The sequence below is a fragment of the Mesorhizobium sp. M0437 genome, assembly GCF_040321335.1.
Taxonomy (GTDB): Bacteria; Pseudomonadota; Alphaproteobacteria; order Rhizobiales; family Rhizobiaceae; genus Mesorhizobium.
This window is the reverse complement of sequence record NZ_JAMYRK010000032.1, coordinates 33,009-46,605: the sequence shown is the minus strand read 5'-3', so window position 1 is coordinate 46,605 and position 13,597 is coordinate 33,009. Positions and strand designations below refer to the sequence as shown.

13 protein-coding genes are annotated in these 13,597 nt (G+C 63.3%); 6 read left to right on the top strand and 7 right to left on the bottom strand.

The window, feature by feature from the left end; all coding sequences use genetic code 11:
• Positions 1-4: 4 nt before the first annotated feature.
• The 6 genes from NKI72_RS20210 to NKI72_RS20185 all read right to left on the bottom strand — a co-directional run bounded on the left by NKI72_RS20210 (position 5) and on the right by NKI72_RS20185 (position 6,054).
• On the bottom strand, positions 5-1,090 hold the full coding sequence (locus NKI72_RS20210; protein ID WP_352850637.1) for an ABC transporter ATP-binding protein: 1,086 nt from the start codon (positions 1,088-1,090) through the stop codon (positions 5-7).
• The gene (locus NKI72_RS20205; protein WP_352850636.1) at positions 1,080-1,688 is read right to left on the bottom strand and encodes a cupin domain-containing protein; all 609 of its coding nucleotides are present in this window, start codon (positions 1,686-1,688) and stop codon (positions 1,080-1,082) included. The genes NKI72_RS20210 and NKI72_RS20205 overlap by 11 nt, the downstream gene beginning before the upstream one ends.
• Before the next feature lie 180 nt (positions 1,689-1,868).
• On the bottom strand, positions 1,869-2,939 hold the full coding sequence (locus NKI72_RS20200) for an ABC transporter substrate-binding protein (RefSeq protein WP_352850634.1): 1,071 nt from the start codon (positions 2,937-2,939) through the stop codon (positions 1,869-1,871).
• Positions 2,924-3,802 (bottom strand): ABC transporter permease, encoded by an 879-nt coding sequence (locus NKI72_RS20195; protein ID WP_352850633.1) that lies wholly within the window; start codon positions 3,800-3,802, stop codon positions 2,924-2,926. Before NKI72_RS20195 ends, NKI72_RS20200 begins: the two co-directional genes overlap by 16 nt.
• Positions 3,799-4,686: an ABC transporter permease gene (locus NKI72_RS20190; RefSeq protein WP_352850632.1), complete on the bottom strand. Its 888-nt coding sequence runs from the start codon at positions 4,684-4,686 to the stop codon at positions 3,799-3,801. Before NKI72_RS20190 ends, NKI72_RS20195 begins: the two co-directional genes overlap by 4 nt.
• Before the next feature lie 84 nt (positions 4,687-4,770).
• Positions 4,771-6,054: an NAD(P)/FAD-dependent oxidoreductase gene (locus NKI72_RS20185; RefSeq protein WP_502908971.1), complete on the bottom strand. Its 1,284-nt coding sequence runs from the start codon at positions 6,052-6,054 to the stop codon at positions 4,771-4,773.
• A gap of 225 nt (positions 6,055-6,279) precedes the next feature.
• Here NKI72_RS20185 and NKI72_RS20180 point away from each other — a divergent pair, with 225 nt between their 5' ends.
• From NKI72_RS20180 to NKI72_RS20155, 6 genes are all read left to right on the top strand, one after another.
• Entirely contained in the window at positions 6,280-7,437 is a 1,158-nt protein-coding gene (locus tag NKI72_RS20180; RefSeq protein WP_352473385.1) for a fumarylacetoacetate hydrolase family protein, read from the top strand.
• Between the two features lie 78 nt (positions 7,438-7,515).
• A complete protein-coding gene (locus NKI72_RS20175) occupies positions 7,516-8,310 on the top strand; it encodes an SDR family oxidoreductase (RefSeq protein ID WP_352830780.1) in 795 nt (264 codons plus the stop codon).
• A gap of 250 nt (positions 8,311-8,560) precedes the next feature.
• Positions 8,561-9,493, top strand: coding sequence for a substrate-binding domain-containing protein (locus NKI72_RS20170; RefSeq protein WP_352473388.1), 933 nt, complete (start codon positions 8,561-8,563; stop codon positions 9,491-9,493).
• A 107-nt stretch (positions 9,494-9,600) separates the two neighbouring features.
• On the top strand, positions 9,601-10,587 hold the full coding sequence (locus NKI72_RS20165; RefSeq protein WP_023674041.1) for an ABC transporter permease: 987 nt from the start codon (positions 9,601-9,603) through the stop codon (positions 10,585-10,587).
• Positions 10,588-10,590: 3 nt separating this feature from the next.
• Positions 10,591-11,385 (top strand): ATP-binding cassette domain-containing protein, encoded by a 795-nt coding sequence (locus NKI72_RS20160; RefSeq protein WP_352502015.1) that lies wholly within the window; start codon positions 10,591-10,593, stop codon positions 11,383-11,385.
• Between the two features lie 59 nt (positions 11,386-11,444).
• Positions 11,445-12,467, top strand: a complete 1,023-nt coding sequence (locus tag NKI72_RS20155) for a LacI family DNA-binding transcriptional regulator (RefSeq protein WP_352473391.1) — start codon at positions 11,445-11,447, stop codon at positions 12,465-12,467.
• A gap of 548 nt (positions 12,468-13,015) precedes the next feature.
• Here the strand turns inward: NKI72_RS20155 and NKI72_RS20150 are convergent.
• On the bottom strand, positions 13,016-13,597 hold the full coding sequence (locus tag NKI72_RS20150; protein ID WP_352850630.1) for a TetR/AcrR family transcriptional regulator: 582 nt from the start codon (positions 13,595-13,597) through the stop codon (positions 13,016-13,018).

Here is a 13,597-nt window from a genome sequence, read left to right as displayed (position 1 = left end):
GAGACTAGCTAGGCAGCATAGGGCAGTTGGCACCACGGCGCAGGCTGATATGCGCCACGTCGCCGACGCTGAATTGAAAACCCTCTGTCCGGCGCGGCGCGTCGATCACCACCTGTGTCCCCTGCCCCAACTCTGCATGAAGGCGCAAGGTGCGGCCGTGAAAGACGATGCTGTTCACCCGCACCGGTACAGTGCCGGCCGTGGCCTCGGTCGTCGCCAAAAGATCCTCCGGACGCACGCCAATGGTGCGCATCGTGCCCTCGCCAGGCAGTTCGCCTTTATCCGAAATCGCTTCCAGCGGCAGGGCGCCGGCGGCGAACCGCAAGCGCTCGCCGTCACGGCCGACAAAGCGCGACTGCAGAAGGTTCATGGTGCCGATGAAGCTGGCGACGAATTTGGTGGCGGGCCGGTCGTAAAGGGTCGCCGGCGGCGCAATCTGCTCTATGCGGCCCTTGTTCATGACGACGATGCGGTCTGAGATCGACAGCGCCTCGGTCTGGTCGTGAGTGACCATGACGAAAGTGGTGCCAAGCCGCGACTGCAGCCGCTTCAGTTCGACCTGCATCTGCTCGCGCAGATGCGCATCGAGCGCCGACAGCGGCTCGTCGAGCAGCAGCACGCGCGGCTCGCAGACGATCGCGCGGGCAAGCGCGACGCGCTGGCGCTGGCCACCCGACAATTCGGACACGCGGGCGCCGAGCTTCTCGGCAAGGCCGACCATGTCGAGCGCTGCGCCGACGCGCTTTGCCTGTTCGGCACCGGAGAGCTTGCGCAGCGACAGGCCGAAGCCGACATTTTCGGCGACGTTCATGTGTGGGAACAGCGCGTAGTCCTGGAACACGGTATTGACAGGACGGGCGAAGGGCCTGAGCGCCGTGATGTCGCGGCCTTCGAGCAGGACCTTGCCGTTCGACGGGCTCTCGAAGCCGGCGATGACACGCAGGCTGGTGGTCTTGCCGCAGCCGGACGGTCCGAGCAAGGTCAGGAACTCGCCGCGGGCAATGTCAAGATCGACGGCGTCGAGCCCGACGATGCCGCCGGGGAAAATCTTGGAGACCTTGTCCAGCCGGACGAGAGGATCAGGCGCCATCGCGAACCTCGGACGGCTTGGTGGTGTTGACCCACAGGATCTGGCAGCGCTCCCTGCCCGGATTGCGGAAGGCATGCAGCAACGTGCTCCTGAAGGCGAAGCTGTCGCCGGCCTTCAGCCCGTATCTGGTCGAATCGACCACCAGCTCGACCTCGCCCGACAGGACGAAGCCGAATTCATGGCCGGCATGGGCGTAAGCTTCGGCGGTGCCGCCACCGGCGTCAACGGTCACCAGCATGCCGGTCAGCGTGGCGGCCGGCGGCGACAGCAGCGCCTTGGCGATGCCTTCCGATTTGACCGGGATCTGACGCCGGCTGTTGGCGCGCACACAATAAAGATCGTTGCCGACATCCTTGCCGTCAGCGATCAGCGCCGACGGCTCTATATCGAGGGCGGCGGCGAGCGGCCAGATCACTCGCACCCGCAATGACGACATGCCGCGCTCGATCTGGCTCAGTGCACCGATCGAGACACCTGCCTTGGCGGCAAGTTCGGCCAGCGAGAGATTGCGCTCCAGCCTGAGCGCCCGCACGCGCCGGCCGACCCTGACGTCGGCGTCGTCCTTCGGCTTCTCAGCCGCTTCGTCCAGCATGTCCATTCGTTCGTCCTTGTTTGGTTAGGTTTTCCCTTCTCCCCTTGTGGGAGAAGGTGGATCGGCGCGAAGCGCCGAGACGGATGAGGGGTGTTGGCCGGAGTGCTGTCGGTGCCATCTGGAACACCCCTCATCCGTCGCCTTCGGCGACACCTTCTCCCGCAAGGGGAGAAGGAAGAACCAGGCTCAGCCGCCTGCCTTGACCTTCTCGAACATCTTGGCGAGTTCGTCATTCTGCTTCATCGGCCCGGTGAAGATCGTGGTCTTCAGCATCACCTCGGGATCGGAAGGCAGCTGCAGTTTCTCCAACTCCTCCTTCGGCACAGCGGCGAAAGCCGAGCTGGTCGAGCTGCCATAGCCGTAGGCCTGGATCAGATACTTTCCGGAATCCGTTTCCAGCCGGCTGTTGATGAAGTCATAGGCTAGGTCGACGTTCTTGGCGTCCTTGAGCATGACGAAACCGCAAGCCCAGGTCAGCATGCCTTCCTTCGGCTTCATGAACTCTACAGGCACGCCCTGCTTCTTCAGCGAGGTGGCCGAGGCGTTCCAGGTCATGGCCGCGACCAGCTGTCCGCTCGCCAGTGCCTGTTCGACCGAGGTCATGTCGGTGGTGTAGTTCGAGAGCAGCGGGCGCTGCTCGCGCAGTTTTTCCGCCACCTTGTCCATCTGTTCCGGTGTCATGTCGAATGGATTGACGCCGGCCAGAAGGGCCGCCACCACCGGTGTGTCGTGGACGGCATCGATGGTCGCCATGCGCCCGGCATATTGCTTGTCCCAGAGCAGGTTCCAGCTGGCTTCCGGGTTCTTCACCAGATCGGTGCGGTAGAGAATCGAGGTATTGCCCCAGTCCCACGGCACCATCCAGACCTTGCCGTCGCCGGCCTGCAGGTCGGGCAGGTTCTTGAAGACCGGGAAGATCGAATCCCAGTTCTTGATGCGCCTGGTGTCGATCGGCTGCAGCAGGCCTTCCTTGTTCCAGCGCGCCACCTTGTCATAGCAAGGGTGCGCGACATCGGGGCGGAAGCCGGCCTTGACCTTGGTGAAGGCGTCATCGTCGTCGCCGAACATCGAGGCTTCGACACCATCGGGGTGCGCGGCGAGGAAGCTCTTGTTGAAGTCGGGCAGTTCATAGCCCGACCAGGTGAAATATTGCAGCTTGTCGCCGGCAAAGGCGACAGTGGACGCAAGCGCCAGCGCCAAGGCGGCCAGTCCGGCTTTCGCTATCTTTGCCGTTGTCGATTTCAGGTCGAATGCCATTGCAGTTCTCCTCTTTCGGTTTCTTCTGGTTTTGACAGGTTGGCGGGCGCTGACCGCCGGGTGGCAGCGAGCCCGCGATGGCGCAGGACTTCGGCGAGTGCGGCGATGAGGAACGACACGGCCAGGATCGCCGTGCCGAGCGCCATGACGGTCGGCAGCGATTTCGGGAAGCGCAGCTGGCTCCAGATATAAAGCGGCAGCGTCGGCTCGGTGCCGGCAAGGAAGAAGGCGACGATGAACTCGTCGAACGAGGTCAGGAAGGCCAGCATGAACGCCGAAATAATGGCGGGCAGGCTGAGCGGCAGCATCACCCGTCTGAAGGTCGTCCAGTCCGAGGCGCCGAGGTCGAGCGCTGCCTCACGGACGGTCTTCGGGATGGCGGCGAAGCGGCTGCGCATGACCACCACCGTCGTCGGCAGCGCCACCAATACGTGGCCGAGCACAATGGCAATGCGCGACGGCCCGAAACCGGCGAGATTGACCAGGATCAACAGCGAGATGCCGACGATGACGCCGGGGATCAGGATCGGCAGCCGCGCAATGGCACTGATCGTGGCGGCCAGCGGCGAGCGACCGTAGAGGTCCATATAGGACACGGTGATGCCGCAGAGTGTTGCGCCGGTGGCGGCAATGGCGCCGATGACGAGGCTGGTGGCAAGCGCACCGGACAGCGCCGAATTGCCGTAAAGTGTGCCGTACCACTCCAGCGTGAAGCCTTGCAGCGGAAATGCCGCCTGGATCGAATTGTTGAATGAAAACAGCGGGATCAGCAATATCGGCAGATACAGGAACACCAGATAGGCAAGGACGTACGCTCCGAGCCAGCCGCCGCCTTGCTTTGCGTCCAGGCGCGCCGTGTTCATGTGCGGCTGCCGTATCGGCGGTCGGCGAAGCGCACCACCAGCACCACGGCGAGAATGACCAGCATGACGGCGACGGCGAGTGCAGCGCCGAACGGCCAGTCATTGGCCTTGCCGAACTCGGCCTGGATCAGCGTGCCGATCATTGTACTGGCAGGGCCGCCGACCAGCGCCGGCGTCACATAATCGCCGACGGTCGGCACGAAGACGACGAGAGCAGCCGCCAGCACGCCCGGCATCGAATTGGGCAGCACGATGCGACGGAAGCTGGTGAACGGTTTTGCGCCGAGATCGGAAGCAGCTTCGAGCAGCGATTTCGGGATCGTGTCCAGCGCCACATAGATGGGCAGGATCGCGAACGGCGCATAAGCGTGGGCAAGCGTGACGACGACCGCTGCCGGCGTATTAAGGAAGGCCAATGTCGGCTCCGACCAGATGCCGCTTTCGATCAGCGCCGAGTTCAGCACGCCATTATAGGCAAGCACGATCTTCCAGGCGAAGACGCGCAGGAGATAGCTGGTCCAGAACGGCAGGGTCAGCAGGAACAACAGCAGCCCGCGCCGCCGCCCGGCATGGAAAGCCAGATAGTAGGCAACGGGATAGGCGGTGACGACGGTTGCCAGCGTCACCAGGCCGGCGATACCCAGCGAGCGCAGCGTCACCGTCCAGTACAGCGGATCGGTGGCCACAGTGACGAAATTCGCAAGGGTGAAACCAGTCCCCAGCAGCGAGCCGTCATTGCCGCGAAAGGCGAGAAAGAACACCAGGCCAAGGGCGAAAAGGATCAGCAAGAAGGTGACCAGCCCGCCGGGCAGCAGCATGGCGAAGCGGAAGGCCGGCGAAGACCGGGTTTCCGGCAGCAACTGCGTTACGACGATGGTCGACATCGGCTGTCCATCGAAATTTGAAATCGATTAAGCTTTTTTCATATTTGTGAAATTGTCAAGCTATTTCATGCTTGGGCATGAACGTCAGCGTTCGAAGGCGTCCAGCATCCGGTACCAGGCGATCGTCGCGGCGACGCCGACCTGCCGAAACGCATGAAACGGAATCGGCCGGATCGGCGAGACCGGGAACGGCAATTGCCTGGTGTCGCCGCTCGACAGGTAGGAGGCGATGCGCTCGCCAAGCGCGGTCATCAGGCCGATGCCGCGGCCCTGGCAACCGACGACCGCCAGCAGACCCTTCTCTGGCTCGTGGATATGCGGGAGATGGTCCGGCGTCATTGCCACCCGGCCGAACCACCGCTTTTCAATGGCAATGTCTGACAGCGCCGGATAAAGCCGCAGCAGCGCGCGCTCCAGATGCGCCCAGTCGGCCGGGCCGTTCGGCAAGGCCATGCGGCCGCGTCCGCCGAGCACCAGCCGGCCATCGGCACTCTTGCGGTAATAGACGAGGATGCGGCGCGAATCCGACACTGCCTGCCCTTCCGGCAGGATAGCCGCCGCGAGATTGGACGATAGCGGTGCTGTCGCGATCTGGAAGGAATGCAGCGGGACGATCGTCTCGGCGAGGCCGGGAAGCAGGCCGCCGGTATAGGCGTTGGTCGCCAGGACAATCGCCTTGGCCTTGAGTTCGGCGCCGCTTTCTGTAGAAACGTGCCAAATGCCAGCATTCTGGCTGATCTGCATCACGTTCTGGCGTTCGGCGATTTTCACGCCCGCCGCTACAGCGACGCGCGCCAGTTCCGACGTGTAGGCGAGCGGATCGATGACACCGGCGCGGCGATCGAGCCAGCCGCCGAGATAGCCTTGCGCGCCGGTCATCGTCGCGATCTCCGTCGCGCTCAGCAGCCGGACATCGGCGCCGCGGGCGCGCCACTGCCGGTCCCGGTTCGCCGCCGCTTTCAGCGCGGTCTCGGTATGCGCGGCCTGGATCCAGCCATTGCGGACGAACGGCACCGCCAGTCTTTCGTCGCGGATCAATTCGAAGACGGTGTCAGCGGTCGAGGCGGCAAAGTTGACGAGCGCTTCGCCGCGTTCGAGACCAAAATGCTCCAGCAGCCAATCCGGATCGTATTTCAGGCCGGGAATGACCTGACCGCCGTTCAGGCCGGATGCGCCATTGCCAATTTCGCCGGCCTCCAGCACCTGGACAGCAAGGCCGAACCGGGCAGCGTGCAAGGCTGTCGACAGCCCCATGATACCGCCGCCGACGATAACGACATCCACGCATTGGCCGGCGGGAAAAAGCGACTGGAACGCGGTGGCTGTCCGCGGCTTCTGCCAGATTGGATCGGAAAACCGTACGGGCAAGCGTCACCTGGAGATTTCAGTAGGTGAAAACCCTAGCGACGGTTTCATTATTTTGAAAGAGCGTTTTCCGTCGCCGTTGGCGCACCTCAGGCTCGATCAAGGTCCGGCGATGCGAAGACCGCTTGAAAGAATTGACAAAGCTCGTCCTGCAGGCGGGATAGACCTTTGGCGGGAATTTGTTGAAAGTGCCGCGGCCGAAGGACAAGACAACAGGAAATGTAAGCCATGACGAACGCCACACATTTGCCCGCCGAAGGCCTCTTCGTGGGCCGCGCCAGGGCGAGCGATGCTTCCCATCCGCTGGTGGTCACGGTGCGTGACGGCACGGTCTTCGATATCACGTCAAATGTGGCGCCGACCGTGCGCGACGTTTGCGAATTGCCGGATCCGGCGGGGCACGTCCGCTCGGCCAAGGGGCGGCCGATCGGCCCGCTCGATGCCATTGCCGCCAGCAGTTTCGAGACAGCGCGCGATCCGGGGAAACCGTACCTGCTGTCCCCCGTCGACCTGCAGGCGATCAAAGCGTCTGGCGTCACCTTTGTCGTCAGCCTGCTCGAACGGGTGATCGAGGAGCAGGCGCGCGGTTCGGCGGAAAAGGCCGACGCCATTCGCGCCGACATCGCCGGGCTGATCGGCCACGATCTGTCGAAGCTCAAGCCCGGCTCGCCGGAAGCGATGGAGATCAAGGCCAAGCTGATTGCGCGCGGCGCCTGGTCGCAATATCTGGAAGTCGGCATCGGCCCCGATGCCGAGATCTTCACCAAGTGCCAGCCGATGGCCTCGGTCGGCTTCGGCGCCGATGTCGGCCTGCATCCGGTTTCGACATGGAACAATCCGGAGCCGGAGATCGCCATGATTGCCGCCAGCAGCGGCAGGATTGTCGGGGCGACGATCGGCAACGACGTCAATCTGCGCGACGTCGAGGGGCGCTCGGCGCTGCTGCTCGGCAAAGCCAAGGACAACAACGCTTCGGCAGCACTTGGCCCCTTTATCCGGCTGTTCGATGAGACGTTTTCCATTGGCGACGTGAAGCAGGCGATCGTACGCCTGAAGGTCGAGGGCGAGGATGGGTTCTCGCTGGAGGGCGCCAGTTCGATGGCCGAGATCAGCCGCTCGCCGGAAGAGTTGGTCGCCGCCGCCATGGGGCCGCATCATCAATACCCCGACGGGCTGGCACTTTATCTCGGCACCATGTTCGTGCCGTCGAAGGATCGGGGCGAAACAGGCAAGGGCTTTACCCACAAGGTCGGCGACATCGTCACCATCTCGTCGGAGAAATTCGGCGCCTTGGTCAACCGCGTGCGGCTGTCGCCCGACTGCCCACACTGGACCTACGGCGCCAGCCACCTGATGCGCGACCTCGCCAGGGCCGACCTCATCTAGTCCCGCAGCCTAACATCCGATAGTTTCTAGAATTCTCTGATTGGAAATTACCTGCTCGTCGGCATTCGGGAGAGTCCATTGATCGTCGCTCTTGAGGGCAAGACCCTTGTCGTTACCGGCGGAACGCAAGGGCTTGGCGAGACCATCGCCCGGCTGGCCTCAGCCGACGGCGGCGAAGGGATCGCCATTGTCGGCCGCAATGCCGAGCGTGGCAGACGCATCGCCGAAGAGCTTTCACGACCAAGCCGGCCCGTCGTCTTCATCCAGGCCGATCTTGCAGATCCGGCCGCGCCTGCAGCTGTCATGGCGGAAGCGATCAAAAGACTCGGCCGCATCGATTGTCTGGTGAACGCCGCGGCCCTCACCGACCGGGCCTCGCTGGAAACTGGCACAATCGACGACTGGGACAGGTTATTTTCCGTCAATGCGCGCGCGCCGTTCTTCCTCATGCAGGCGGCCGTAGCCGACATGAAGACACGGCGGGCGGCGGGGGCCATCGTCAACATACTGTCGGTGAATGCGCATTGCGGTGCGCCGGACCTTGCCATCTATTCCGCAACCAAGGGCGCGCTTTCGACGCTGACCAGAAACATTGCCAACGCGCATCTTTCCGATCGCATCCGCGTCAACGGCATCAACATGGGCTGGGTAGCGACGCCGGCCGAACAAGAGATGCAGGCGCGCACGCTGGGCAAGGGCGAAAACTGGGCAAAGATTGCCGCCGCCGGCCTGCCGCTTGGTCGATTGCTGACCATGGACGAAGTCGCCCAGCTAACGCTGTTCCTGCTCAGCGACGCCTCCGGGCTGATGACCGGGACGCTTATCGACCTAGAGCAATCCGTGCTCGGCGCGCCGCCGCGCAGCATTGCATGACGGTCGCAAGGCCGATCGTCGCCCGCCTGGAAAATATCAGCCAAACTGATGCAATCTGATGGGATTGCTGATGGCGCGGTGCCTTGCGCCAACGTCCATTGGCAATCGAGGCTTGCCATCGATCGAAAAAGGGAATGCTCTAATGCGCCCAGGTCGACGCTGGCAAATGCGATCACGGCTTTGGCCGCGCACGGTTTTTGGCCGCGATCGTCGTCGGAGGAGGAGTTCGGTTCAAATGGGAGGAAATCAAATGCTGACGAGGCTAAGACTGCTTGTACTTGGCTTGGTGGTGGCCCTGGCCATTCCGGCCGCGGCACAGGCCAAGACGTTCTACTGGATTTCGCATGGCGGCCCGGCCGATCCGGTCTGGACCTACTTCCTTGCCGGCGCCAAGCAATGGGCGGCGGACACCGGCAACACCGTCAACACGTCGTTCCACAATGGCGACGTGGCGTCGCAGCAGGAGGCTGTTCGCGCCGCGATTTCCGCCAAGGCCGACGGCATCACCACGACCAGCCCTGATCCGGGCAGCCTTGTGGAGATCGCCAAGGAAGCGCGGGCGGCGAACATCCCGATCATCAACTTCAACACGCCCGACCCGAAGGCGGACTTCAACGCCTATGTCGGCGGCGACAACGTCACCTTCGGCAAACATTGGGCGCAGTATCTGGTCGACAAGGGCCTTGTGAAGAAGGGCGACTTCGTCTGGATGCCGGTCGAAATTCCCGGTGCCACCTATGGCGTCCAGGAAGAGGAAGGCATCAAGAGCGTGTTCGAGCCGCTCGGCATCACCTACGAAATCACCGAAGCGACGCTCGACCAGGCCGAAGTGATCAACCGCATGGTCGATTACCTCACCGCCAACAGGGCCAAGGTCAAGGCGGTTATCGGCCTCGGCGACCTTGTCACCGGTTCGATCAAGCGGGTGTTCGACCAGGTCGGCGTCAAGCCGGGCGAAATCCCGGTCGTCGGCTGGGGCAACTCGCTCGACACCACCCAGGAAGTGCTGAACGGCTACGTCAATGCCGCGCAGTGGCAGGATCCGCAGGCGACCAGCTACGTCGCGCTCTCGCTCGCCAACATGGCGGCGAGCGGTATTCCGCCCGGCTTCGACGTGATCACCGGCGCGCTCTACGAGAAGGACACCGCGGCAGTCTACGACAAGATCCTGTCCGGCAAATAAATCCGCGATCGAGTTGGTCACGGCCGCTTCGGCGGCCGTGACTGTCTCATCATTCCGCCGAAGCCGGTTGCGGTCGCGGCCAAATCCAATCCTATCGCGGGTCCAAGGTGGAAAATCGTTCTCTTATCCAACGCTCGATCGCGCGGCCCGAGTTCGGGCCGTTTGTGCTGCTCGTCGTCGAGATCGCCGTGTTCTGGGGCATCAACCACGACTTCCTGTCGCCGCAAAACATCTCGAACACGCTGGCCTTTACGGTCGAGCTCGGGCTGATCGCGCTGGCGATGACGCTGTTGATGACATCAGGCGAATTCGATCTCTCGGTCGGCTCGGTGTTCGGCTTCTCGCCGGTCCTGATGTGGACGTTGTTCAACAGCGGCGTCGCCTCGCTGGAAGCCGCCTTCGTCATTGCGCTGGTGGTCGCTGCGTTCATTGGACTGGTCAATGGCTGGTTCGTGACGCAGCTCAAGATCCCGTCCTTCCTGGTGACGCTGGGCATGCTGCTGGTGGTGCGCGGCACCGCTTTGTTCGTCACCAACGGGTTTCCGCAGCGGACCTGGAGCGCCGAGGGCAGCTGGCTGGCGGAAGCGCTGGTCGGCGATTTCTTCATCGGGCCGTTCCGTATCTACATGTCGCTGTTCTGGTTCATCGCCGCCGCAATCGCGCTCGGTTACGTGCTGACGCAGAGCCGGACAGGCAACTGGATCCAGGCAGCCGGCGGCAACCCGAGTGCTGCAAGGGCGCGCGGCGTCAATGTCAGCGGTGTCAAGATCGGCCTGTTCATCCTGTCGTCGATCCTGGCCTCGCTTGCCGGGGTCATCTCCTCGCTGCGCACCTCGGCGGCCAACCCCAACAGCGGCACCGGCTACGAGCTCGAAGTCATCGCCATGGTGGTGATCGGCGGCACGGCGCTGACAGGCGGGCGCGGCACAATCATCGGCACGGTGCTCGGTATCCTGATCCTGCGCGTGATGCGCAACGGCATCGTGCTGATCGGTGTGCCTGGCCTTGCCTATAATATTTTCATCGGCGCCATCATCCTCGGCATGATGGCGCTCCATTCATGGCTGGAACGCCGGCATCAGGCAGGGACTTGAACCATGGCCGAACCGCTTGTCCGCATGGAAAATATTCGCAAGTCCTATGGCCGCGTGCAGGCGCTGGTTGATGCCACTTTCCATGTCAACGAAAGGGAGATCGTCGGCCTGCTCGGCGACAACGGCGCCGGCAAGTCGACGCTGATCAAAGTGCTGTCGGGCGCGGTCCCGCTGACCAGCGGCGATATCTTCATCCGCGGCAAGAAGGTGAATTTGCGCACTACCAGCGACGCCATCGCGCATGGCATCGAGACGATCTACCAGGACTCGGCGCTGGTGACGCAGCTGTCGATCGCCCGCAACCTGTTTCTCGGGCGCGAGCCGATCAAGCCGCCGCGCTTCCTCAATCGGATGGACCAGGAGGCAATGAACGTGGTTGCCCGCGACCTGCTCAAGCAGGTCGGCATCTCGAAGAACATCCCGCCGACGACGCCGATCGGCTCGCTCTCCGGTGGCGAGCGGCAGGCGGTGGCGATTGCGCGCGCCATGCATTTCGACAGCGACCTCATCATCCTCGACGAGCCGACCAACAATCTCGGCGTCGCCGAAACGCAAGGCGTGCTGAGCTTCGTGCGCAGCGCCCGCGATTCCGGCCATTCCTGCATCTTCATCGCCCACAACATCCATCATGTCTTCCAGGTGGTCGACCGCATCGTCGTCATGCGCCGCGGCAAGGTGGTCGCCGACGATATCGACCCGAAGAAGACCAGCGTCGCCGAAGTCGAACGCGTCATCACCGGCATGTCGGACAAGGAGATCCATGACGCGCTGGTCGAGGGCACGCAACGGCCCGGCTGAGCAGCCGGGGGTCCGCCTGATCGTCAAGGCACTGGATCGCATCGCCACATGGTTGCGACATGAAAGCCACCGTTTCGGATATTGCCAGGAGCTGCGGCCTGTCGACCGCGACGGTCGACCGCGTGCTCAACAACCGGCCGGGGGCCAGTGCCGCCAACCGGCAGCGCGTCATGGAGGCGGCCAAGCAGCTCGGCTATCTGCCGGTCGTCGACCAGGTCGCGTTGCCCTCGCGGCCGGCGCATCTCGAATTCTTCCTGCCGATCGGCAGCAATGCCTTCATGGCCGATCTGGCCAGGCACATCGAGGATTATGCGGCGCGCCTGCCGCTGGTCGCCTCCTGCCGCATCCACAAGCTCGCCGGCATCTCGCCGAGTGCCTTGCAGGCGGCCGTCGAAAACCTCTCGCTCAAGGCGAACGGTGTCGGCGTCATTGCCATCGATCACCCGAGAACGCGCAACATCTTGCGCGAGATCGTCGAGGCCGGCATCCGCCTGGTCACACTGGTGTCCGATGTTCCTGGCGCGCCCCGCTCGGCCTATGTCGGCATCGACAACCGGGTGGCCGGCCGTACGGCGGCGCTGCTGATGGGACGGTTCCTCGGCGGCCGCCAGGGCCATCTGGCGATGGTCGTCGGTTCACGCTCCTACCGCGGCCACGAGGAACGCGAGATGGGCTTTCGCTCCGTGCTCGGCGAGGAGTTCCCCAACCTAACCGTCACCAGCGCCGTCGAGATCAACGACGAGCCGGAGGCCAGTTATACCGCGACCATGAAGGCGCTGCACAGCGAGCCGGAGCTGCTCGGCATCTACTGTATCGGCGCCGGGCGCTCGGGCGTGGCAAAAGCATTGCTCGAAGTCAGGCCGCAGACGAAGCCGGTGTTCATCTGCCATGATCTGACGCGCGAGACGCGCGGCTATCTCGTCGACGATCTGCTCGACGTCGTCATCGACCAGAATGCGCGGCTGATCGCCGAACAGTCGGTCATTCGCCTGCTCGGCTCGATCGCCTCGTCGGCGCCCTATCTGACGCGGAAATTCATCGAGCCGCGCCTGATCTTCAAGGAAAATGTCCCGGTGCAGTGATGTCGCGCGAGGCGATGGTCGCTCGGGCCTGGATCGTTAAAATTCGGTTGATACCGCAAATCTGCACATCACCTATGCAACTTTTGTGGTTGCCGAATCATTGGGCAATCGATAGTTTCGCAGGTGTCGGCCATCTACTCCTCCCAGATGCGATGCCGACGCTGAGTGCGGTACACCTCCTCCCGTGCCGTATTCGAAATCGAGCCCGCTGCCACCTCCTCCCGGCAGCGGGCTTTTTTTGTTCCGGCTCCGGGATAGCGGGCGATGCTGGGAACGTGACTGGCACCGGACACGATTGCTGATCCGCGGATCGATGAGCTTCGCTGCGACCGCCGCGGCTTGTCGGGCAGAATCCTGTCACACTTGTCACTCTCACCGGTTCGCCGGCGGCCCTATCCTGCCTCACGACCGGCAATCAACGCCGCGCCGGCCATGGTGCGGAGGATCGGCACAGGAGACGCGAGATGGCACATCGCGATGGGACGAGACATCACCCGGCGGCGCGGCCCGCAATCGAAACGCCACGTATCGTTTCGCCGCTTGCGAGACTATCTGGCCCTGAAAGACGTGATCAGGCCTTCCGCCATGCGGACGAACTGCGCGCTCGGGCCCTCGGCGCCGACGCTTTGCAGGCTGACGCGGGCGCCCTCGAGCAACAGCGACAGCGTGTCCGCAAGAAGCTCGGCCTGTCCGATGCCGGCATCGCGACACAGCGAGACCAGCCGATCGCGCTGCGCTTCCTTGAGTTCCTTGATCACTTGCCTTGCCGGATGATCCGCCTCGCTCAGCTCGATGGCGGCGTTGGCCATGTCGCAACCGCGACGGTCCGACATCAGGCAATCGGCCGCCATCCGGACCCAGGCATGCAGCTGCGCCAGCTTGTCGCCCGGATTCTTAGCCTCGAACTTTTCCCACATCGCGTTGGCGCTGCAAGCGGTCGCCCGCAGACATTCGATGATCAGGTCGTCCTTGGACTCGAAATGCCGGTAGAGCGTCATCTTGTTGGTGCCGGCGGCCTCGGTGATGGCATCGATGCCGACGCCGCGAATGCCATGCTTGTGAAACATGTCCCGTGCCGTCTCCAGGATCCTGTCCCGGGGGCGAACACGCTCCACAACACCGTCTGTCAT

Bases quoted from the DNA above. Each gene is read 5' to 3' on its own strand.
- NKI72_RS20210 (WP_352850637.1), bottom strand. From the start codon at position 1,090: ATGGCGCCTGATCCTCTCGTCCGGCTGGACAAGGTCTCCAAGATTTTC.
- NKI72_RS20205 (WP_352850636.1), bottom strand. From the start codon at position 1,688: ATGGACATGCTGGACGAAGCGGCTGAGAAGCCGAAGGACGACGCCGAC.
- NKI72_RS20200 (WP_352850634.1), bottom strand. From the start codon at position 2,939: ATGGCATTCGACCTGAAATCGACAACGGCAAAGATAGCGAAAGCCGGA.
- NKI72_RS20195 (WP_352850633.1), bottom strand. From the start codon at position 3,802: ATGAACACGGCGCGCCTGGACGCAAAGCAAGGCGGCGGCTGGCTCGGA.
- NKI72_RS20190 (WP_352850632.1), bottom strand. From the start codon at position 4,686: ATGTCGACCATCGTCGTAACGCAGTTGCTGCCGGAAACCCGGTCTTCG.
- NKI72_RS20180 (WP_352473385.1), top strand. From the start codon at position 6,280: ATGACGAACGCCACACATTTGCCCGCCGAAGGCCTCTTCGTGGGCCGC.
- NKI72_RS20170 (WP_352473388.1), top strand. From the start codon at position 8,561: ATGCTGACGAGGCTAAGACTGCTTGTACTTGGCTTGGTGGTGGCCCTG.
- NKI72_RS20160 (WP_352502015.1), top strand. From the start codon at position 10,591: ATGGCCGAACCGCTTGTCCGCATGGAAAATATTCGCAAGTCCTATGGC.
- NKI72_RS20155 (WP_352473391.1), top strand. From the start codon at position 11,445: ATGAAAGCCACCGTTTCGGATATTGCCAGGAGCTGCGGCCTGTCGACC.
- NKI72_RS20150 (WP_352850630.1), bottom strand. From the start codon at position 13,597: ATGACAGACGGTGTTGTGGAGCGTGTTCGCCCCCGGGACAGGATCCTG.